The following is an 18,515-nucleotide window of genomic DNA, read 5'->3' as shown; positions in this document are numbered from 1 at the left end:
TCAATTGCCCACTCAGGCCCTTTCCTCCCCACCCCTTTTTTCCCCGCCCGCATTGCCCCCATGCCGGCAAACTTGTAGATCGGGTATTGCGTGACCAGATAGGGTCGTCTCGACACACATAAGGCCGCCAATACCATGACCGATCTCAAGCTTCTGGCGCTTGATACCGAAGATCTCGATGTGCTGTCCGCCCATGTGCAGGATGCCGTGGTGCGGGTGGCCGACATGGGCTATGCCCGCGGCGACCGGCGCTTTGCCCTGCTGATGAACCGCTATGATTGGGCCAGCGACAAGCCGCGCGGCAAGGGCGTGCGCAAGCGCGCCGCACTGCATTTCGATGCCGTCCAGTCGGTGGTCACCGCCGGTTTCGATCCCAATGCCCATGATGGCGTGCTCAATCTTCTTGCCATCACCTTCATCCCCATCGATGGCCCGGCCGGCATGGTCGAACTCAGCTTTGCCGGCGGCGGCACTGTCCGGCTCGGCGTCGAATGCCTTGAAGCCCGCCTCTCCGATCTGGGCGCCGCCTGGGCCGCCGCCGCCAAGCCCGCCCACACGCTCGACTGACCATCCTTAGACCGACAGGAATTTCATGCCGATCCGCCTCGACAGCGCCAGCCCCGATTTCGAGCAAGCCTTTGTCGCCCTGCTCGGCGGCAAGCGTGAAAGCAGCCAGGAAGTGGGCGACATCGTCGCATCCATCATCGCCGACGTGCGTGCGCGCGGCGACGTTGCCGTGGCGGAACTGACCAATAAGTTCGACCATGCCGGCGTCACGCCCGACACGCTCAAATTCAGCCAGGACGAGATCGACGCCGCCACCGCCCGTGTCACGCCCGACGTGATGAGCGCGCTGCAATTTGCCCATGACCGCATCCGCGCCCACCACGAAAAGCAGCGGCCGGAAGACCACATCTATACCGATGATCTGGGCGTCACCCTGGGCACCCGTTGGACGGCCATCGATGCCGTCGGCATCTATGTGCCGGGGGGCCTGGCCTCCTATCCCTCCTCGGTGCTGATGAATGCGGTGCCCGCCAAGGTCGCGGGCGTCGAGCGCATCGCCATGGTCGTGCCCACGCCCAACGGCCAGCTCGCCTCCGCCATTCTCGCCGCCGCCAACATTGCCGGCATCACCGAGATTTACCGGATCGGCGGCGCCCAGGCCATTGCGGCCCTTGCCTATGGCACCGCTTCCATTCCCCGCGTCGACAAGGTCGTCGGCCCCGGCAATGCCTTCGTCGCCACCGCCAAGCGGCAGGTCTTCGGCCAGGTCGGCATCGACATGATTGCCGGCCCCTCCGAAGTCCTGGTCATCGCCGATGGCTCGGCCAACCCCGCCTGGGTTGCGGCCGATCTGATCGCCCAGGCCGAACACGGGGCAGGGGCCCAGTCCATTCTGGTCACCACCGAAAAGGGCCTGGCCGACGCCGTCGACGCCGAAGTCGATCGCCAGCTTTCCCTCCTGCCCAAGCAGACTATCGCCCGCCAGGGTTGGGACGAATTCGGGGCCATCATCACCGTCGGTTCGCTCGATGAAGCGGCGGACCTGGCCAATCGCATCGCCTCCGAACATGTCGAACTGGCGCTCGATGATCCAGAAATGATCCTCCCCGCCATCCGCCATGCCGGCGCGATCTTCCTCGGTCACCACACGCCCGAAGCCATCGGTGATTATGTCGGCGGCTCCAACCACGTCTTGCCCACCGCCCGCTCGGCGCGATTCGCTTCCGGCCTGGGCACGCTCGATTTCATGAAACGCACCTCCATCCTGCGCTGCGATCCGATGTCGCTCGCTGCCCTTCGCGAGGCCGCCGTCACCATTGCCGAGGTGGAGGCCCTTGATGGCCATGGACGCTCCATTTCCATCCGGCTCAATCATTGAGTATTTCGATGGGAACAGAGGGCGCCATCGCAACGACCGATCGCCTGGTGACCGTCACGCTCGACCCCAATACCATCACCTCGATCAATCCCGACGAGGTGCATGAATGGCGCATCGCCATTTATGATCTGCTCGAACACAACAGCTTCCGGCCCGCCCGCGTCGCCGCCAAAGGGCCGTTTGCGCTGCATATGTCGATCATCGGCAATTTCATCGTGCTCGATGTGCGTCACCCCGAAACCTTCCAGCCCATCGCCGCCCATTATCTCTCGCTCACCCCGTTCCGCCGGCTGATCCGCGACTATTTCCGCATCCGCGATGCCTATTACGAAGCGATCCGCTCGGCCCAGCCGTTCCAGATCGAAACCGTCGATATGGCAAGGCGCGGCCTGCATAATGACGCCGCCGAGCTGCTGCGCACCCGCCTCACCAACAAGATCATCATCGATCTTGGTACCGCCCGGCGTCTCTTCACCCTCATCTGCGCCGTCCAGCCCTATGCCAGCCGGATCGACGAGAGCAAAAGCGAATTGCCCAGCGTGCTGTTCGTCTGCTCGATGAATTCGGTGCGCTCGCCCATTGCGGCGGCCCTCGCCCGCCAGGCTTTTCCCGGCCGCATCATCGCCCGCTCCGTGGGCGTCAATGGTGGCAAGGCCGATCAGTTCGTCCATGAGGTCATGGAAGAGATCGGCATTGATATGAGTGTGCACACGCCCCATATCCTGGATGAACTGGTTGCCAACCGTTTCGATCTCGTCATCACCCTTTCCGACGACGCTCCCGAAGCCGTGGCCCGCAAGGGTCTCGAGGCCGGTGCGGTTGAGCAATGGCAGGTGGCTGATCCTTCGCTTGTGGAGGGCAGCCGCGAGCTGATTTTGGGGGCCTATCGCGATCTGCGCGATAGCCTGCGCAAGCGCGTGCGCACCCGCTTGGAGCCACTGGTTTCCGGAGCGCTTCCAGCAAAAGTGGACCCCACTTTTGCGGTTCGGAAGGGCGACCAGCATTGACTTGCGCCGCCGCGAAGCGAACGTGGCGCAAGTGGTTCACAAATCCAATGAATTCCTATAGGTTGCGCGCAATTTCCGGCCCCCGGGCGGCAAATCGATGCCCCGTGGGTCCTTTCAGGAGACAGTATGGCGAAGGAAGAAGTGCTCGAATTTCCGGGCGTGGTAACTGAATTGCTTCCCAACGCGACCTTCCGGGTCAAGTTGGAAAACGAGCATGAAATCATTGCTCACACCGCTGGCCGCATGCGCAAGAATCGCATCCGTGTGCTGGCTGGCGACAAGGTCCTGTGCGAAATGACGCCCTATGACCTGACCAAGGGTCGCATCACCTACCGCTTTAAGTAAGGCATAGCAGCCGATGGCCAGCCGTCCGGAACTCATCCTGGCTTCCGCCTCGCCGCGGCGTCTTGCCTTGCTCAACCAGATTGGCATCGAGCCTGAGCATCTGGTGCCCGCCCACGTCGATGAAACCCCTGAAAAGGGTGAATTGCCGCGCAAGCTGGCCCAGCGCCTGGCCGATCTGAAAGCGCTAACCGCTCAGCACAAGGCGCGTTCGGCCGGTTACGGGGCCGGGGCCCTGGTGCTGGCCGCCGATACGGTGGTCGCAGTCGGCCGCCGGATTCTGCCCAAGGCCGAGACCATGGAAGAGGCATCCCAATGCCTTGCCCTGCTCTCGGGCCGCGCCCACCGCGTTTATACCGCGCTGACCGTGCTGACGCCGTCTGGCGCCAAGCGCCAGCGCCTGGTCGAAACCCGCATCCGCTTCAAGCGCCTCTCCACCCGCGAAATGGAAGCCTATCTGGCTTCAGCTGAATGGCACGACAAGGCCGGCGGCTATGCCATCCAGGGCATTGCCGGGGCCTTCGTGGTCAAGCTCGTCGGCTCCTATACCGGTGTCGTCGGCCTGCCCCTGGCGGAAACCGCCTCGGTCCTCGCCGGGGAGGGCTATCCCGTCCATTTCAACTGGCTCAACCAATCCGCGCTGTCCGGCGTCTGATGGCCAAGGTCCCAACCAAAACCTGCCCCATTTGCGGCAAGCCCGCGGTTGAAAAATACCGCCCCTTCTGCTCGTCCCGCTGCGCCGATGTCGACCTCAACCGGTGGTTCACCGGCAGCTACGTCATCCCCGCCCGTGACGACGAACCAGCCGATGACAGCGCGATCCCCGGCGACGACGAAGACGACAATATCTAGTCATCGCAAGACTAAGCCGCCCGCTGAGTAGACCTCATGGTGAGCCTGTCGAACCACCAGGTCGTGCCGCTATTCCTGCACCATTCCCAAACTCCTTTTCCACATCCCCTTTTCCCGCTTGCGCGCCAAAAACCCTTCCCCTATAAGGCCCATGGCTTGACGCCGGGCGGTCCTTCCGCCCCGTTGCCCGGGTAGCTCAGTTGGTAGAGCAGCGGATTGAAAATCCGCGTGTCACTGGTTCGATTCCGGTCCCGGGCACCATCGCCTCATTCCCCTCTAATGTTTCCAACGGCTTAGTTGCCGCTTTTGTCCCACCATCATAGTGGGGCTCAAAAAGTGGGACTTTTTCGGTCGGCTTGCCTTGGGCGAATGCTTGACCGGCGAGCGTCCTTTGGTTTGCGGCCTTGGTGTAGCGGTCAACCTCCTTGAGGGTCGTGTGGCCGGTGATGGCCATGATCTGGTGGCCGCTCTTGTGGGCCTCCGCGAGCCGCCGAGCAGCGGCTTTGCGCAGCCCGTGGGCGGAGCAGTGCTTGAGGCCTGCCTCGTCACATCGTGCGCGGAACCAGTTGCCGAATCCGTTGACAGTGAAAGGCTTGCCGAACTCGGTGACCAAGAATGTCTCCGTGCCAATGGGTGTGGCATCAATAATCAATTGGAGATCTTGCCGGATTGGGATCTCGAGATAGATCGGTTTCCGATCCTTGTTCTTTTGCTGCGTGAAATGAAGCCAGCCATCATGGACGTGGCTCGGTCCAAACAGGACGACATCGCTCTTCCTCTGGCTGCTCATGAGGAGCAGGGCCATTGCTAGGCGGGCTTTGGTCCCAATTGCGTGGCGAGCCTCGAACTGAGTGATCTCCACATCGGTCCAGGAATGGTGGCCGTCACCCTTCGCCTCGATATAGGGCACATCCTTTGCTGGGTTGGCGGTGGCAAGCTCGACACCAGGCAGAACAGCCCATGCAAAGACGGCTCGCAGGGCCTTCACGCGGCTGTTGGCGGCCTCAGGCTGATCTGCCTTGAGATCACGCATCCTACGCACGTGCTTGGCCTCCAGGAGCCGATATGGCTTGTTGCCATCCACGGCAGCGACGTGGGCTAGTATTAAGCGGCGAACGTACTGGGTCCGGACGTGGAGACCTTTGAACTCCGCAGATTCGAAATATCGGTCGATAAGCCAAGCAAGCGTTTCCGCAGCTGGCCTCGAAGGCGCGGCCGTCTTGGTCGGTGACGTCTCTCCATTTGCGGCGCGACGGTACTCGATCAGAAACTCGTCGCTGCCAGGCTTCTCCATCAATCGGATCTTGGGTCGCCCTGGCTTGCGGAAATAGACCCGCACGTTGCCGTGCCGGTCGGTGTCCTCGATCGTGTGCTTGAGAGAGATTTCGCCACTGCCGTCTAGCAGCCGAAACTTAGCCATACGCCGTATCCCACGGGTTGACGGCGCCCCTTGATGGTAGGGCATCAAAAGCAATATCGAGTGCCACCGCATCCCAAACCGTGCGCGTGTTGGCCATTTTGGGTTGGGGCATCCTGCCATCCTCGACCATATCGTCGAACAGTGACGAGCTGACCCCGACGTACTCTGCGGCCGCGGCCCTACAGAGGCCTCGCGGACGCACGCCTAACGGCAACGCACTGGCGCGGCGTGATGGAGAGTTATCGTTTGCTGGTGTCATTGAGTGCATCCAAGACGGCAAAACAAAACCGCCCGTGAACGGACGGCGGGTGCAGGTCTTGGCTCTTCTCAATTCCATCTGCATAAGCGAAAAGCCCTGAAAAGTCAAGAAAATTCCCGCGCTGCCACCACCAGCGCGGGGCAGGGTGGTGGATGGTTGGCCGAGCCAATCTCAGGGAGACGACCCGGCCTCGGCGGTTCTCAGGCCGCCGCTCGCTCAGGCCCATTCGCCTCGCGGTTGGAAGCTGCTGCTTGAGCAGTAGTCGCGAACCCCTTCGCGGTTAGGCTGCGTCCATGTCGTCCACGATGGCGATCACCATCGCCTCCGCGGTGCTGCACTCATTGTCCCGACGAATTTCGTCGATGCGCCCGGCAATGAGAAGAAGGTCTCCGAAGCTGACCGGCTTAGAGTGATCAAAGAGGCGTGGGGCCTCCGGCAGTCTTCCAACCGGCATTGCCGGACGGATCGGCGTCACGTTGCTGGTATCCTCGGTATTGCGCATCTTGGCCCCTTCATGCAATGTTCGATGTTGAGCATCATGCCCAACATCGGGCGGTTTGTCAACACCATGCGTAACATTGGGCATAATGACCATTACACCTGCACAATGCCGGGCCGCCCGAGGGCTCATCGAAATGGACCAAGCGGTTCTGGCAATCGAGGCTAAGGTCTCCCGCAACACTATTGTCGATTTCGAAAAGGGCCGCAGGACGCCAGGCACAAACAATCTTGCCGCCATCCGCGCCGCACTCGAGACTGCCGGTGCAGTTTTCCTGGATGAGGGCTCGCAAGCCGAAGGCGGCACGGGAGTTCGCTTGAAGACCGGGTTCACGCCGAAGGTCAAACTCGCCGCCGAGGGCTCCCACCGCGGAGCCATGCAACGCCATATAGCGGGGGCGCCGCTTCGGGATGAGGAAGACAAGAAATAGCCGAGACAGAAATCCGACCTATCATTCGGCTCGCGCAATACGCCGAAGACGGTTCCCTCGAGCCAGTCGGCGATTTTCCCTTTGAGCGGTTCGGCACCATCCCCCAGGTTGGTGATATTCTAGGGGACCACCCATTCGATGAAATCGAGAGCGTCGAGGTTATCCGTCGCTGGTTCATCACCGACACCGTGTCGAACGTCTGGTACTTGCTGGTGCGGGAGGTCTCGGCCAAAGACATGGCGGACCTGTATGAACTCCACTCATGGGTGGAAGCCGAGCACGCCGAAATGAGGAAAGAGGCAGCAGAGGCTTCATGGGCAAGGGTGCGGAAAGACGCAGCGGAGAAGAAGGCGGCTAGAAAAGTGAAAGGGAAGCCTTGATGACACCCACCGACCGCATAGCCGAGCTCGAGGCCAAGCTTGGCCAAGCATACCAAATCATAGGTGTTCTGTTGTCCGGCGCCGACGGCAACGACCCCGCTTTTGACAGCGAGGACGGCCAGGCGATTTTGTCGTATTTCAGCGGCGATGGATACGTTGCGGATTTGTTGCCGTGGGCGCATCCAAGAACAGTCAATGATGAGGAAGGTGGATGAGCGCTGCAGCACTGCTAGCTACGATTGGCCTGACTCTTAACATGGTGGGAGTGATTTTTGCGTTTGTTTGGGGGCACCCGCAGCCCGATCATGACACTTCGGTAAGTATTGGCGTTGGCGAACTGCCAAGCGATTACACCATGTCCACCGGGGAAACCTATGCAGCGTGGGTAAAGCGCAAGCGCGATCGAAAGAGGCGTTTCACCGCATTGTCGCGAGCAGGCCTGGGCCTGATGTTTGCCGGCTTTGCCTTCCAGCTCATCGCGGTATTCTTACTTGGCTAGATTTCGGCCAAGGCTCACGCCACCGGGATCATCTTGCGTTCGGAGGGTTCCGTCCGCCACAAGCTGAAGAGAATATATTAAATCCATGATTAGCCGTCACACGGCGAACGGTGGTTCTGCTCCGAGGAGGAAGCGCGCGCTGCTGGTTGGCGAAAATCACGGGTATGACTGCGCGCTTAGGGCAACTGTCTGCCGAGATGGATAGAAGGCGTATGCCAGCGCGTACACGCGTCATATGTATGCTAGAGCGCAACTGGCTCCCCGACCTTGTCGGGCCATCGTCTTAATACCCTGGTTTTGATCCCGCTGCGATCAACAATAGTGTGCTGAGCGAAGCCTCCAACCGCGTGGATGCTCCTGGATCCGTTGGCGGTATCCCATTTTTCACTTCGCTGTTTCTCTAGGACCGACAGCCCATATGTGACAGGATCAGATGGATCGAGGACGACCGCGCCAATAGCGAGATTATATGGGGTCGTGGTTTCGCTGACCTGCCGCGGGACATATGCGGGCGTATTGTTGGCAGCGTTCTGGACAACCCAAACTTGGGGCTCGTCGGCGCTTTCCGACCATCCGGCGAGCACGGCCTCGAAAAAATCGCGGTGGGTCCATGTCTCTCGATTAAGATAAACGCGAATGGCATCGCCGAAGCCCGCGGCGAGTTCGTCAAAGCTCTGGAAGTTCCGATCACTTAGGGCGTCCCAGATAACGTATCCCATGTGTGCCCATCCGCTGCATGCTGCGACAGCATTCAGGTGAGGGAAAAGTTGTACTTTCGTGCCGAACGAAACGAGCTTACCCTCGGCCTGACCGTAAAGGCCACCGTCGGTGAACATGTGGGCCGCGTCACTCGTCACCAACGCGTTGATAGCGGTCATTTCATGCTTCCTTTGCGTACGTAAGTTTTCTTGGTTGATTTGATTGCGGGAGTAGTAATGCCGGCCATCATGGCACTCATTCCTAGACCGACAAGGGTGCTCGTGATTGTAGTAAAAACGGCCATTGGTGGCCCCCCTATGAAAAAAGCCCGCACAAGGCGGGCAGGGTCTCTTTGGAGATTTGGCTATATTTGATTGTTGCTAAAGTCTTGGGGGATATACATGACGCGTCGAAACCCATTCGGGATCAGGAAGCCGTCCCTTAAAAAAAGCTTCGCAGCCCGCACGTCGCTCAAGCGTGTGGTGCGTCACAATTTGGGTGTGAAAGCACCGCGTGGATGGGGTTGGATCACGAGCCCCAAGAGAGCAGCGTACAATCGCTCCTACTCTCGAACATCGTGGAGTCTGTGGGGCTGCTAGCAGGACTGTTCGGCCGGAAGTAACGGCCTGATCATCTCGCCCACGACATCTGGCCAGCGATGCACCTGGCGTGTCTCGACGCCGGCCATGGATACGACGGTGTGGTCGACGTGACCGCCGATCCCAGAAGTCGTAAGGCTCAGCAATTGCCATGGAAATCTGGTTTCGTTCCCGGTGACTCTCTATGACGGCTCTGATCCTCTCAGTCCGCTTGGATTTGGGAAGAACAGATGGCCGACACAGTGGATGCAAAAGCCGAAAAAGAGGCGGTAGACGAACTCAATCTGCCGATCTCGGATCGGGCTTGTGCGATTGTGGGCGGCGCGACCGTTGAGGGCATGTTGCAGCGACTAGTAGTCGGGCGGCTAGTTCACGACCCAAAGCTCACTGATTCCATTTTTGGGTCAACCCAGGCATTTGGGGCATTCGCCACTAAGATACGGCTTGGTTGGCTGACAGGCTGTTACAGTGAAGACATTTACCGCGACCTTCTCGCAATCAAGGATATCCGGAACAAATTCGCTCACGATCTGCAGGTCACCTCGTTCGATGACCCCTATATCGCCAACAAAACTTCTGGCCTTACAACCATGCAAGGCTTTGCAAGAGTGGCAATGGGTAAGCCCGCGGAGCAAGATACATCCCGATTGCGGTTCATCAGCGCCATCTATGGATTTCAGATAATCCTCAGGTCGCGGCCAAATCGTTTAACCCCGCCACCAGAGCGAGAGCCGACATAACGCTGTATGCTTTGATGAGCCGATCCTCATCCATGAAGTCGCCTGCGTGTAAATCACGGTACAACTCCTCCATCCCTGCCCTAAGCATCTCCGGCGTTATCTGAGAAGGTGCTGGCAAGCCTGGGGCGGTGGGCGATGTTCGTCTGATCATTTGTTCGTGTTCCATCATTGACCTCCGACACTCCTCCGTCCGTCCTCCACGACGCTACAATCACCCTGTCGGAAATTCAGGCAGCCTACGCGGAGGTTGTCCTGGCGGGTCTTCTGCTGAAGCGTCTGCACGAGCAGCTTCCGTAAACAGAAAATGCACCGCCGCTACAACTGTTGCGGCCAGTTCTACGAACTGCTCTTCGGAACACCCTTCGTCGAACGATGGGCCATCATAGAACTTCCAAACCTGTCGAGCCACGTCCGGCCGGCGCATGATCTCGGCATAGATGATCTTCTGTTCTTCGTGCCACTCCGGGTGCTCTGCCATTAGCCTTGTCCGTACTTGCGAGAATCCCGCATTGCTTTCTTGGCGATTGTCGGCATTTCGGTGCGCAGCTTGCGCACCTCATCCACTACGCTGGCCAAGCCCGTTGCGTCGGCGCCTGGGGCATTGATGGTCATCGGCATCGAGATGCTGGTGGCTCCGCGGCCCTGCGGGATAGATGGAATGTGAGGCATGGCCACCACCCCGCCATCGGCATAGCCAGACATCCCGCGCCGCATAGCTTCAACAACGCCAACGCCTCCGGCCCGTGCGATGTCACTTTGTGACCAGACGATTTCACCTTTGTGGACGACGCCCGCAGGTTTCCTTTTGCCGCCTGCTCCGGTGTAACCACCGTCTTCGAACCCGAATAACTGGCCTAGAAGACCAGAGCCACCGGAGCTACCGCCAAACAAACTTCCCATCCCCATCGAGATGAGTTGCTTGCCGATATCGGCGAGAACACCGAGCAGGATTTCCCCCGCGTCCTTGCCTTCGATGAAGCCGTCGATGACTGTCTGCAGCGCATCCTGACCTGCCTCGCGCAGGCTATCCATTTGTTCAACGGTGGCTGCCTGGACTTCCGCCAGCCGTGCCGCTTCTGCGGTGGCTTGTGCGTATCCTTCGGCAAGTTGTTCGATCTGGGCGCGTTGATCGGGTCCAAGTTCGATGCCCGCTGCTGTTGCAGCGGATTGCAATTCCTGAGCAACCCGTAGTTTTTCGACCGCGAAGCCGTAGTCGTTGATCAAGGGGTTTAAAGTTGCCTGAAGGGCTGTTTTCTCAGCGAGCAGGCGGTTTTCTTCGGCTTGGTTTTTAAGTGCGTCGGCGAAGCGCTCACCGGATGAACGGCCATCCCGTCCGCTGCCAGAACCGCCCAAGACCGGATAGTCCGCCGCGGTAATCGGCTTCACAGTGACGGTAGGCTTTGGACGGTTCGCTAACTGTTCAGCGCGCTGACCCTCAATGTTCGTGCGAGAGGTTTCACCACGCTGAGCTGCGGCAACGGCAGCGGCGGTAGCAACCGCTTCGCTCCGTACGGAGAATAACGCGTCCACCAAACCGCCGAGTTGGCCGATTAGCGAACCGAAATCTCCGGCGCTGCCGATAGCATTGATTGCTTCGGCTGCAGTTTCTGCAGTGCCCCTGCCTTCCAGCAATTGCTGGATGAAGTCATCGACAACGGGCTCAAGCTCGCCAAATCCGCTGGCGCCGTTCGCCGCGAAATTGACAAGAGCCTGTTCGGCAGCAGCAATTGCTAGGTCCGCATCCGTGGCCCCGCCCGATAGCCGTTCGATCTGGTCGACAGTTCTCTTGACGCTGCCCGTTGCGTAGTCCGAAGACACCTGCAACCCGGTTAGGTCTTCGATAAATCGACCGACGCCGCTTAGACCACTGGCCTGCCCTAGATCGCGCGACGCCTTCTGTGTTGCCTCGATGGCTTCCGAAACGTCAGCGAAGAACGTTTTTACACCTTCGCCATTTTGCTCCAGCCATGCGCCGAATTCTACGACACCGTCCGACAAATTCTGAAGGCCATCAGCAAGGATGCTACTTGCCGCCGTTCCCTCATTCATCTTACCAGCAGTGTCGATCAGAACATTCTGAAGGCGAATAAACGAGTTCGATACCGAAGCCTCGGCACCGACTAGTTTTTCCTCAAGGATAACGGAGCCGGCCTGGATGCCTTGGAAGAATGCCTGATTGGAAATCTTCCCGTCATTAACTAGGGCCTTCAGCTTCGCTACAGACCCTCCGGCTTCCAGAATACCCGCCGCAGCGGCCTGGAGGATTGGGCGGGCACCCTCGTTGATAGAGTTGAATTCTTCAGCCTGCACCCTAGCCGAGCCAAGCGCTTGACCAAGTTGCATCAGGGCGCCCGACGACTCCGCTGCAGACTTCCCGTTTACACGGAGCGCTATGGCGATGTTGTCGGTGAATTTGATGAGATCTTGCGAAGACGCCCCGAGCTCGTCCTGGACGGCTGCAGCCCTACCGTACAGGGTAGTGAGTGCTTCAAGAGGTGCGTAGTTTCGCTGCGCAGAGGCAAACAGGTCATCGTAGACCCGTGAAAGCTCCTCACCGGCTAGTCCGGTGACTCAGACTGTTTTCAATGCGTGTGCTGGCATCAACTAAGGTCTGAGCACCGCGAAGTGCAGCGGCACCAGCGAACGCCTTACCAATCATGCCACCAAAGTCGCTAAAGCTGCGCGACACGTTGCGGTTCATAACTGCGAACCGCGTCTCGATGGATCTTGCATTTTTGTTGCTGATGCCGACCGCGCGTTTCATTTCGCGGTCAAACCCCGCCACGCGCGCCTCGAGTGAGACGAGCAGCGTTTGGATATTGTCTGGCATTTTAGGCCGGTTCCATCATCTGGTCAGCAAACTTGCGCAGCATTGCTGCCGTCGAAACGCGATCGCCGGCCGCGACGTTTGCAGCGATCGCCTCTGCAAGCAGCTCATCAACGAACGCAATCGGCTCTGCGGCACTGTCTGCGGCGTCAAGAATGAGCGCACGGAGACGCGCCCGAAATTCGGGTGTGGTCATATTTGGAATGTCCTGGGCAAAGAAAAACCCGCCGGCGAAGGCGGGTGGCGAAAACGGGAGGGACGGGGAAAACCGGTGTCCCATCGTAGATAAGACGCTCAGATAATAGTAAATTCGCTATGTGAGCCAATCATGCGTCAAGATTCTGTTGACGCGAGGCCAAAGAATGGATCTGGGATGCCGTCGAATTCTTTTGTCTACATAGTCGAATCCCCATCATCCGCCGATTTATTTGACGGCCGGACAGAGGGGCGGGCTCTTTGTGAGGCGATGTCGATGGCCGGTCATGCCCACGCGTATACCGTGGCGGGCGATCGGCTACACTTGCAAAAGGCATTGTCCGTCGCCTCCAGCGAGGATCGCCTCATCAGGGAGTGGCAACGCCACCAAGCGCCTGCTGTCATGCATTTTAGTATGCACGGGAATAGCGATGGACTTCAGTTGATGTCGGGCGAACTGGTCACCTGGCATGAGCTAAGGGGAATGCTCTTGCCCATCAATGACTTTTTGCCAAATGGTTTGCTGGTTTGCTTTTCATCCTGCAGCGGCTCTTCTGGGACGCGGATGTCGATGTATCTGGGAGACAGTAAACCGTTTTGGGCGGTGATAGGTAGCTACGACGACGTGAGTTGGAGCGATGCCCTTGTAGGCTTCACCACATTTTACCACCATTGGTTCAAAGGTGGTGCTGTGGCAGATGCAGTCACTGCGATGCGCATGGCATCAGGCCACAGCCAGTTCATTTTTGAGGCTGGCCACGAAAGCAAGCGTGCCTATGAAGCCTATGTGTCTCAACGAACTTCGGCCGCCGGAAATGCCTTAGGCTTGGGCCTCCCGAGCTTACCCGGTCCGATCATGCGACCCGCGGTAGGGACAGTTAGCTGAAATACTTCTCCGCCGGGTCATCACTTTCCGGTTCTGGGATTGTCACGCGCCGGGCATCCACCGGAGTGGCGCCAAGCTGACCCAGGCACAGCCGCAACAGGTTCATCGCCGAAACGGTCGCGTCGCCGGCGCGCAGCTGCGCTAACAGGTTTGCGGTAATTCCGACGATGCCCCCGTGAGATAGATCTAGCCAGGGCAGGGCGCCGACCAGGTCGCGCCAGGCGGTCGCCTGAGGCTCTGTGAGCCAATCCGGCGGATCTCCAAGCGGCTCGCCCCGAGAGGTGCTGCACGGTGCCTCTTTGTAGCGGCTGGGATGGTTCAGAATAGCGCCGGTGGCGCGTGCTTTATCTATCGGCGTGCGTGGCCGAGGCATGATGACCTCATATTTTTGAAATGGCGGGCTGCGTACGGTGGGGGGCATGCGGTGTGGGGAGGCGGACCTCCGATGGGATTGGCCCACCCCCTCCCGTCAGGCTGCCCGGACGAGGGGGCGCTAAGCCAAACCCAGCCTTTTTCGGACCGTTTCTTCGTAGGCTGCCAATCGCTCGATTATGTTGGTCAAGGTGTGATCCCGCCAGCGGACGTCGATCAATGTTTCATCAAGATATCGGTTCAGCATGACAATTGGCGATATTCTGCCGACCACGAAGGGATAGACGTAAGGCCGATAGAAGCGCTCTTTAAGAACGTATTCAAACTGCTGTATGGTTCTGGTTGCCTCTTTGACCTCCCCAAGGGAGAGCAAGTGGTCGATGAAAGCGCGGAGAACCTTGAAGCTTGCATCTGTCTGGATGAGGGACCATCGATCCGTCCGATCTAGTGTTTCGATATTCGCTAATCGGCTTTGGACACAGTCGAGCGGGTGCATCAGCGCAAGCCGCACGGGGGTTTCGATGTTTGGGAAATTGCCCTCGATCGCCACGTATCGCCCAGTGATATTTTTTGCATCGACACCGATTACTTCACGCATGAAGTCGATGTGAATCCGCTTTCCATTCACGAAAGCGGTCACCGTGCACGAGTTGGCCGATAGGTTGAGCGCGTCATCCGGGAGGAGAACGTTGCCTTTAAGGCTCTCAGCAAGTTTCTCTGCTGCCTTCGGGTTCTCGTAATAGTCAACGTCAGCACTGGAGACGCTGCCCAATAAGGCTATTTCTCGATCGAATTGCGCAAGGTAATCCACCCACATGCTGATGCACTGGCCGCCAACCACGATAGGGTCGTAGTCCGACACTATTGATAGTACGGTCCCGACTTCTTCAGCAGTTAGTAGGATAGGATCAGCGTGCGCCGATAGCTCGTCTGCCAATCGACACCATGCGGAAACTGCTCATGTCGATATTACCGAGAACGTGGTTCTCACGACGAATTTGCCTTGGAGATGCACGGCCTTCGACGACCCGCTGAGCATCAATATCTCGCAATGCCTGCTTCTGAGACGCTCGTTCGCGCAAATCAACGATGTGATAGTCAGCTGCGACCATCTTCTCGTATCTCCTGCATCGTCAGCCCTTATGCTGATCGTATGCCGCAACCTCCATACTAGCCGTATGATGTTGCGAATTTTACAACATATGCGTCACGCATACGGGTTAGTCAACTGACGGTTGATTGAATGGTTGCGCATTAATGCCGACTGAACGCGCAAAAAAGTTGCTCGAAATGCTGACCATCACGCGTCGATTGGCTACTGCTACCGCGTCGCGTAGCAGTACGAAACACGAAATACAATTCCAAACCTAAGAAGCCATCACACCAACGCGACCCGGTTGAAACCCGCGCAGCCAGCACCAATCTAACGATCAAGCCGGTGCGCGATGCCCTCCGCGGCGCTGGCGAAGAGAAGGGCCCTGGCGCTTAATTGCTGCCGGGGCCTTTTTCTATACCGAGATTCCGCGCCGGCGCATGGCGGTTTTAGCTCGTTCCCAGGACTCTGAGCGACGCCTGAAAGCACCGTCTCTGTTGTGCGTTTTGCGCGCAGACAGTTGAACGCTAGTCGTGTCATAGGCCGGCCACGCGACGATCGAGACCTCGAATAGCTCGACTTCTGTGATGATCCGGAGCGGCAGGGTGTCTTCCCCTTCATCTCGCCACTCTTCGGCAACCACCCGAAAACCGAAGCTGCACTGGCTCACGTCTTGCCGGCCAACAAGGGCCATGACCGTCTGACCATCAGGTGTGGATTCTTCCACATCTAGCTCGAAGCGCAGCCCGATCGGGTCTTCCTGAAGACGTAGAGTGCCCGATTTGGTGCGGCCAATCACGCGGCCGGTGTCGTGATCGTAAAGCGCTCGAATGTCCCCTTGCTCGAGCGAATTGGCAAAACAACCGCGCCTTAACTTCTCGCGAAAGAGCCCCCCGATTGTGGCCTCTTCTCCAAATATTGCTGCATACCCGAACGCTTCCGCCGTCATCGGGATACCTTGCGAGCCGCACGGGCCGTAAGAATTTCACGCGCAATGAGGTCGGGGCTCTTGTTGCTCACAGCGGTGACACCGCGGACGGTAACCTTTCGTAGTCCCGTGCCACGCTTGCTGCGGCCGCTCCGACGGGCATCTGCATATTCAACTGACATAGCCGTACTCCTTGGCTTCGCGCACAAACCGCTCGATATGGCCGTCGCCCTGAGGGCCAAGGAAGTTGGGCACAAACACGCCGAGGCGGGTCCACGAAATCTCCTCGGCATCGAAGGCGTTGACGAGCTCCTGATAGTCGGCCCTAGCGGCGGCGACGGTCTCTAGTGCCGCAGCAAGCGCTGCCACACGCCGGCCGTATTCGGGCTTTGCCGCATCGCAGGCGGCGATGTTTGCCGCGCCCTTGGACTCGTTCACGCGGGCGGTCTGCAGTTCCACAGCGGCTTCGTGATCGGCGATGAGGCGACGGAGTTCTGCCATGCGAGTGGCCTTTCCGGTTCGCTCGTCAACTACTTCGTCGCCAAGCAGTGCGGCCACCGACGGGCGCATCACCGGTGCTGGCGTGCGGCCGAGTTCGCGCTCGAGCGCAACTGCTTCCGATCGTAGGCCGTTCAAGGCAACCCTGAGTTCGGCCAAACGACCAGCGCGCACGCCGTATTCAGCGTTGGAGTCCGCGAGGGACTGGGCAACGTAGGGCTCCGACTTAGTCTTCTTTAGAAAAGCCATTTCAGTTCTTTCGGAATGTTGCGCGCACGGCATCGCGGAACGCGCGGCCAGTGACGGTGGTGGATTTTCGGTGAGTGTCGACCTGCCAGTGGTTCGAAACTGTGCCGGTGGGCTGGTAGCGCTGCACCGTGCCGTCCGCCCAATGCAGCGCCAGTTCGGGAAAGTTCGACACCAACTCGATCTGGACGTGCCGCAGGTCGTCGGGGGCCTCAATGGCAGTGTCGACCAGGGCGAGCAGTTCGGAACGGGCGGTGCCGATCGATGCCGGGGCGCCTTCCAATGACACCCCGCCCGGTGTGAGCGCGAAGTACTGGCGAACGCGGTCTGCGGCGGCATGAAGCGTGGTGTCGGCGGCAAGGGCTACGAACAGTGCGCCGAAGCCGGCGCGGTCAAGCTGAGGCGCTGAACCGGGCGACCCTAGCGGCAGGAAGCCGGCCTCTTGCAGGCGACGCGCAACGGTTCTGCTGCGCGATTGGGAAAAGCCGGTGTACCGCTCCAGGGCGGCCAAAGCGGCGGTGATAGTCGGCACTGTGGCCTCCTGAAATTTTCAAAGTTGCGGTTGAGTGGGCAAAAGAAAACCCGCCGAAGCGGGTAAGTTTTGGGAGGTCTGAGGAACCCCTCTATCTATTCGTGCGCCAGGTGCAATCTGAGGACGCCCTGCCTCGCGCAGGTGATCAATGGCCCGATCGATAAGCCGGACGCCGAAGCGTTCGGCAGTCTTGTCGGAGGCGTCGGGCTTGCAGAACGCTCTGCCGAGTTCCCGTGCTTTGGTGTTGCCCAGGGCCAGCTCGAGGATGCGAACCGAGGACGCCGGAATTTTCGCGTAGATCGATCGCAACTCTAGCCTTGCGTCGATCTGATCCTCAAGGCTCCACGTCCCTGAACTGTTGGGGACAACGGTCGGCGAGGACCCCTTCTTGTTGCGATGCCTCGTACGCAACTCCATTGGCTTTTGCCAACGTGCTTCCGGCCCTTCGCGATAGCGGTGCAAGGTGGAGCCGTAAAAGAACTCCAAGCCGCCGAGTTCGCGCCAAACGACACCGCCTCGGTCGATTGCGGAGATCCTTGTCCGGGACTGCTGGTTCTCTTGGAACCCGTGATCGCCCTTCCATGGAACGCCACTCAGCCGGTGCAATTCGCCGATAGTCGGCCTGATGCCATCCTCGTTGAAGATGGCGTCCATTTGCTCGATGATGTCTTCGGCCGGGCGGGCTTCCTTCTGGCCAGGAGCGGGAGCGGGATCTCTATAGTTGTCGTTCGTGGGGGTGCCGTAGGCTGTGTCGATCAGGCGCCGATAGTCGATGAGCATTATCAAGTCCGCATGCCGGCGGGCCGTTGCAAGGCGCTTGCCGGTAGGCCAGGCCAACACTGGACGTGGGTTGCGATAATTGTCGTTGGCAGGCACGAAGCCAGCGGGCGCCTGATGCGCAAGTTGCATGGGATGGTCCTCAGAGTGCCGGTCATTGCCGGCGGGAATGCGGTCAAGGCCGCGGTATGGGTAATATGTAGTTTTGAGGCTGAAACTTCAGCGTTCCCCTCGCGCGCCCTACGGGCCATTATTTCAATCCTCGCGTGCGCGCGCTGCGCGAGAGCAAAAAACTGTATTGGCATTATCGTTGTGGGGGGCCGGCGGTGTGGACGGCGAGGGGTCGTAGAGGATGACCCACCCCCCTCTAGGACGGCATCTTCCCGAACACGTGGTCATGGCGCCCAGGCCATAGTTTGCCACTGCCGACAACGCGAACCGGCTGACGAATGGTCTTGCTGGTAATGGCGTCGAGCACGTCGACCTCGGCGTCGAAGGGGCGGACTTCAATAGTGCGGTAGGTCATAGGGTGTCCTTTTCTATTAGACCC

The 18,515-nt window shown here is 59.2% G+C and carries 26 protein-coding genes, 1 tRNA gene and 2 pseudogenes; 13 read left to right on the top strand and 16 right to left on the bottom strand.

Annotation, left to right across the window (positions count from 1 at the left end; translation table 11 throughout):
- Positions 1-135: 135 nt before the first annotated feature.
- From FF80_RS09410 to FF80_RS09380, 8 genes and pseudogenes are all read left to right on the top strand, one after another.
- A complete protein-coding gene (locus FF80_RS09410; RefSeq protein ID WP_035099641.1) occupies positions 136-567 on the top strand; it encodes a DUF2948 family protein in 432 nt (143 codons plus the stop codon).
- Between the two features lie 25 nt (positions 568-592).
- Positions 593-1,885, top strand: coding sequence for a histidinol dehydrogenase (gene hisD, locus FF80_RS09405; RefSeq protein ID WP_035099638.1), 1,293 nt, complete (start codon positions 593-595; stop codon positions 1,883-1,885).
- 8 nt (positions 1,886-1,893) lie between these two features.
- Positions 1,894-2,367: pseudogene (locus FF80_RS22205) on the top strand (UPF0262 family protein); the annotation flags it as partial.
- Positions 2,368-2,424: 57 nt separating this feature from the next.
- The gene (locus FF80_RS22200; protein WP_280113894.1) at positions 2,425-2,892 is read left to right on the top strand and encodes a protein-tyrosine-phosphatase; all 468 of its coding nucleotides are present in this window, start codon (positions 2,425-2,427) and stop codon (positions 2,890-2,892) included.
- A gap of 126 nt (positions 2,893-3,018) precedes the next feature.
- Positions 3,019-3,237: a translation initiation factor IF-1 gene (gene infA, locus FF80_RS09395; protein WP_035082742.1), complete on the top strand. Its 219-nt coding sequence runs from the start codon at positions 3,019-3,021 to the stop codon at positions 3,235-3,237.
- A 13-nt stretch (positions 3,238-3,250) separates the two neighbouring features.
- A complete protein-coding gene (locus FF80_RS09390; RefSeq protein ID WP_035099636.1) occupies positions 3,251-3,889 on the top strand; it encodes a Maf-like protein in 639 nt (212 codons plus the stop codon).
- Positions 3,889-4,086 (top strand): DNA gyrase inhibitor YacG, encoded by a 198-nt coding sequence (yacG, locus tag FF80_RS09385; RefSeq protein ID WP_035099634.1) that lies wholly within the window; start codon positions 3,889-3,891, stop codon positions 4,084-4,086. The genes FF80_RS09390 and yacG overlap by 1 nt, the downstream gene beginning before the upstream one ends.
- 185 nt (positions 4,087-4,271) lie before the next feature.
- Positions 4,272-4,347, top strand: a tRNA-Phe gene (locus FF80_RS09380).
- A 190-nt stretch (positions 4,348-4,537) separates the two neighbouring features.
- On the opposite strand, the pseudogene FF80_RS22195 reads toward FF80_RS09380, so the two are convergent.
- The 3 genes and pseudogenes from FF80_RS22195 to FF80_RS09365 all read right to left on the bottom strand — a co-directional run.
- A pseudogene (locus tag FF80_RS22195) lies at positions 4,538-4,876 on the bottom strand (integrase); the annotation flags it as partial.
- 622 nt (positions 4,877-5,498) lie between these two features.
- Positions 5,499-5,765: an XRE family transcriptional regulator gene (locus FF80_RS21340; protein WP_152558325.1), complete on the bottom strand. Its 267-nt coding sequence runs from the start codon at positions 5,763-5,765 to the stop codon at positions 5,499-5,501.
- A 280-nt stretch (positions 5,766-6,045) separates the two neighbouring features.
- The gene (locus FF80_RS09365) at positions 6,046-6,360 is read right to left on the bottom strand and encodes a hypothetical protein (RefSeq protein ID WP_200877187.1); all 315 of its coding nucleotides are present in this window, start codon (positions 6,358-6,360) and stop codon (positions 6,046-6,048) included.
- 40 nt (positions 6,361-6,400) lie between these two features.
- Here FF80_RS09365 and FF80_RS22385 point away from each other — a divergent pair, with 40 nt between their 5' ends.
- The 3 genes from FF80_RS22385 to FF80_RS09345 all read left to right on the top strand — a co-directional run bounded on the left by FF80_RS22385 (position 6,401) and on the right by FF80_RS09345 (position 7,573).
- A complete protein-coding gene (locus FF80_RS22385; protein ID WP_348270324.1) occupies positions 6,401-6,694 on the top strand; it encodes a helix-turn-helix transcriptional regulator in 294 nt (97 codons plus the stop codon).
- A gap of 379 nt (positions 6,695-7,073) precedes the next feature.
- Positions 7,074-7,289: a hypothetical protein gene (locus tag FF80_RS09350; RefSeq protein WP_035099624.1), complete on the top strand. Its 216-nt coding sequence runs from the start codon at positions 7,074-7,076 to the stop codon at positions 7,287-7,289.
- Positions 7,286-7,573 carry a hypothetical protein gene (locus tag FF80_RS09345; protein ID WP_035099622.1) on the top strand — a complete coding sequence of 96 codons (288 nt, stop codon included), beginning with the start codon at positions 7,286-7,288 and terminating at the stop codon, positions 7,571-7,573. Before FF80_RS09350 ends, FF80_RS09345 begins: the two co-directional genes overlap by 4 nt.
- Before the next feature lie 242 nt (positions 7,574-7,815).
- Here the strand turns inward: FF80_RS09345 and FF80_RS09340 are convergent, their stop codons facing one another.
- A complete protein-coding gene (locus FF80_RS09340; protein ID WP_035099620.1) occupies positions 7,816-8,451 on the bottom strand; it encodes a hypothetical protein in 636 nt (211 codons plus the stop codon).
- Between the two features lie 650 nt (positions 8,452-9,101).
- Between FF80_RS09340 and FF80_RS09330 the strand changes: the two genes are divergently transcribed.
- Complete coding sequence (locus FF80_RS09330; protein ID WP_035099618.1) at positions 9,102-9,611, top strand: hypothetical protein; 510 nt, start codon at positions 9,102-9,104, stop codon at positions 9,609-9,611.
- 211 nt (positions 9,612-9,822) lie between these two features.
- On the opposite strand, the gene FF80_RS09325 is transcribed toward FF80_RS09330, so the two are convergent.
- The 4 genes from FF80_RS09325 to FF80_RS09310 are packed head-to-tail and all read right to left on the bottom strand — an operon-like array spanning position 9,823 to position 12,634.
- Positions 9,823-10,089, bottom strand: coding sequence for a hypothetical protein (locus FF80_RS09325; protein ID WP_035099616.1), 267 nt, complete (start codon positions 10,087-10,089; stop codon positions 9,823-9,825).
- Positions 10,089-12,137 (bottom strand): tape measure protein, encoded by a 2,049-nt coding sequence (locus tag FF80_RS20935; RefSeq protein ID WP_081917347.1) that lies wholly within the window; start codon positions 12,135-12,137, stop codon positions 10,089-10,091. The genes FF80_RS09325 and FF80_RS20935 overlap by 1 nt, the downstream gene beginning before the upstream one ends.
- 25 nt (positions 12,138-12,162) lie before the next feature.
- Positions 12,163-12,441, bottom strand: a complete 279-nt coding sequence (locus tag FF80_RS09315) for a hypothetical protein (protein ID WP_035099614.1) — start codon at positions 12,439-12,441, stop codon at positions 12,163-12,165.
- Position 12,442: 1 nt separating this feature from the next.
- A complete protein-coding gene (locus FF80_RS09310) occupies positions 12,443-12,634 on the bottom strand; it encodes a hypothetical protein (RefSeq protein ID WP_035099611.1) in 192 nt (63 codons plus the stop codon).
- Positions 12,635-12,811: 177 nt separating this feature from the next.
- Here FF80_RS09310 and FF80_RS09305 point away from each other — a divergent pair, with 177 nt between their 5' ends.
- Complete coding sequence (locus FF80_RS09305) at positions 12,812-13,519, top strand: hypothetical protein (RefSeq protein WP_152558323.1); 708 nt, start codon at positions 12,812-12,814, stop codon at positions 13,517-13,519.
- Here the strand turns inward: FF80_RS09305 and FF80_RS09300 are convergent.
- The 8 genes from FF80_RS09300 to FF80_RS21885 all read right to left on the bottom strand — a co-directional run bounded on the left by FF80_RS09300 (position 13,512) and on the right by FF80_RS21885 (position 18,491).
- On the bottom strand, positions 13,512-13,892 hold the full coding sequence (locus FF80_RS09300; protein WP_035099606.1) for a hypothetical protein: 381 nt from the start codon (positions 13,890-13,892) through the stop codon (positions 13,512-13,514). The two genes, FF80_RS09305 and FF80_RS09300, sit on opposite strands and share 8 nt — an antisense overlap.
- A gap of 120 nt (positions 13,893-14,012) precedes the next feature.
- The gene (locus FF80_RS09295) at positions 14,013-14,753 is read right to left on the bottom strand and encodes a hypothetical protein (protein ID WP_152558322.1); all 741 of its coding nucleotides are present in this window, start codon (positions 14,751-14,753) and stop codon (positions 14,013-14,015) included.
- A 46-nt stretch (positions 14,754-14,799) separates the two neighbouring features.
- The gene (locus tag FF80_RS21660; RefSeq protein ID WP_152558321.1) at positions 14,800-15,003 is read right to left on the bottom strand and encodes a hypothetical protein; all 204 of its coding nucleotides are present in this window, start codon (positions 15,001-15,003) and stop codon (positions 14,800-14,802) included.
- A gap of 396 nt (positions 15,004-15,399) precedes the next feature.
- Positions 15,400-15,933, bottom strand: a complete 534-nt coding sequence (locus FF80_RS09290; protein ID WP_052153349.1) for an HK97 family phage prohead protease — start codon at positions 15,931-15,933, stop codon at positions 15,400-15,402.
- A gap of 150 nt (positions 15,934-16,083) precedes the next feature.
- Positions 16,084-16,659: a hypothetical protein gene (locus FF80_RS09285; protein WP_035099603.1), complete on the bottom strand. Its 576-nt coding sequence runs from the start codon at positions 16,657-16,659 to the stop codon at positions 16,084-16,086.
- A 1-nt stretch (position 16,660) separates the two neighbouring features.
- The gene (locus tag FF80_RS09280; protein ID WP_035099600.1) at positions 16,661-17,188 is read right to left on the bottom strand and encodes a hypothetical protein; all 528 of its coding nucleotides are present in this window, start codon (positions 17,186-17,188) and stop codon (positions 16,661-16,663) included.
- An 18-nt stretch (positions 17,189-17,206) separates the two neighbouring features.
- Positions 17,207-18,097 (bottom strand): hypothetical protein, encoded by an 891-nt coding sequence (locus tag FF80_RS09275; RefSeq protein ID WP_035099599.1) that lies wholly within the window; start codon positions 18,095-18,097, stop codon positions 17,207-17,209.
- Positions 18,098-18,332: 235 nt separating this feature from the next.
- Positions 18,333-18,491, bottom strand: coding sequence for a hypothetical protein (locus FF80_RS21885; RefSeq protein WP_160172821.1), 159 nt, complete (start codon positions 18,489-18,491; stop codon positions 18,333-18,335).
- Positions 18,492-18,515 lie beyond the last annotated feature (24 nt).

Source organism: Devosia sp. LC5 (assembly GCF_000735585.1).
GTDB lineage: Bacteria > Pseudomonadota > Alphaproteobacteria > Rhizobiales > Devosiaceae > Devosia.
Note: the sequence above shows the minus strand (reverse complement) of the source record. Positions and strands in the feature narration are given on the sequence as shown.

Coding starts and splice junctions, on each gene's coding strand:
- FF80_RS09410 (WP_035099641.1), top strand. CDS start 136: ATGACCGATCTCAAGCTTCTGGCGCTTGATACCGAAGATCTCGATGTG.
- hisD (WP_035099638.1), top strand. CDS start 593: ATGCCGATCCGCCTCGACAGCGCCAGCCCCGATTTCGAGCAAGCCTTT.
- infA (WP_035082742.1), top strand. CDS start 3,019: ATGGCGAAGGAAGAAGTGCTCGAATTTCCGGGCGTGGTAACTGAATTG.
- FF80_RS09390 (WP_035099636.1), top strand. CDS start 3,251: ATGGCCAGCCGTCCGGAACTCATCCTGGCTTCCGCCTCGCCGCGGCGT.
- yacG (WP_035099634.1), top strand. CDS start 3,889: ATGGCCAAGGTCCCAACCAAAACCTGCCCCATTTGCGGCAAGCCCGCG.
- FF80_RS21340 (WP_152558325.1), bottom strand. CDS start 5,765: ATGACACCAGCAAACGATAACTCTCCATCACGCCGCGCCAGTGCGTTG.
- FF80_RS09365 (WP_200877187.1), bottom strand. CDS start 6,360: ATGGTCATTATGCCCAATGTTACGCATGGTGTTGACAAACCGCCCGAT.
- FF80_RS22385 (WP_348270324.1), top strand. CDS start 6,401: ATGGACCAAGCGGTTCTGGCAATCGAGGCTAAGGTCTCCCGCAACACT.
- FF80_RS09350 (WP_035099624.1), top strand. CDS start 7,074: ATGACACCCACCGACCGCATAGCCGAGCTCGAGGCCAAGCTTGGCCAA.
- FF80_RS09345 (WP_035099622.1), top strand. CDS start 7,286: ATGAGCGCTGCAGCACTGCTAGCTACGATTGGCCTGACTCTTAACATG.
- FF80_RS09340 (WP_035099620.1), bottom strand. CDS start 8,451: ATGACCGCTATCAACGCGTTGGTGACGAGTGACGCGGCCCACATGTTC.
- FF80_RS09330 (WP_035099618.1), top strand. CDS start 9,102: ATGGCCGACACAGTGGATGCAAAAGCCGAAAAAGAGGCGGTAGACGAA.
- FF80_RS09325 (WP_035099616.1), bottom strand. CDS start 10,089: ATGGCAGAGCACCCGGAGTGGCACGAAGAACAGAAGATCATCTATGCC.
- FF80_RS09315 (WP_035099614.1), bottom strand. CDS start 12,441: ATGCCAGACAATATCCAAACGCTGCTCGTCTCACTCGAGGCGCGCGTG.
- FF80_RS09310 (WP_035099611.1), bottom strand. CDS start 12,634: ATGACCACACCCGAATTTCGGGCGCGTCTCCGTGCGCTCATTCTTGAC.
- FF80_RS09305 (WP_152558323.1), top strand. CDS start 12,812: ATGCCGTCGAATTCTTTTGTCTACATAGTCGAATCCCCATCATCCGCC.
- FF80_RS09300 (WP_035099606.1), bottom strand. CDS start 13,892: ATGCCTCGGCCACGCACGCCGATAGATAAAGCACGCGCCACCGGCGCT.
- FF80_RS21660 (WP_152558321.1), bottom strand. CDS start 15,003: ATGGTCGCAGCTGACTATCACATCGTTGATTTGCGCGAACGAGCGTCT.
- FF80_RS09290 (WP_052153349.1), bottom strand. CDS start 15,933: ATGACGGCGGAAGCGTTCGGGTATGCAGCAATATTTGGAGAAGAGGCC.
- FF80_RS09285 (WP_035099603.1), bottom strand. CDS start 16,659: ATGGCTTTTCTAAAGAAGACTAAGTCGGAGCCCTACGTTGCCCAGTCC.
- FF80_RS09275 (WP_035099599.1), bottom strand. CDS start 18,097: ATGCAACTTGCGCATCAGGCGCCCGCTGGCTTCGTGCCTGCCAACGAC.
- FF80_RS21885 (WP_160172821.1), bottom strand. CDS start 18,491: ATGACCTACCGCACTATTGAAGTCCGCCCCTTCGACGCCGAGGTCGAC.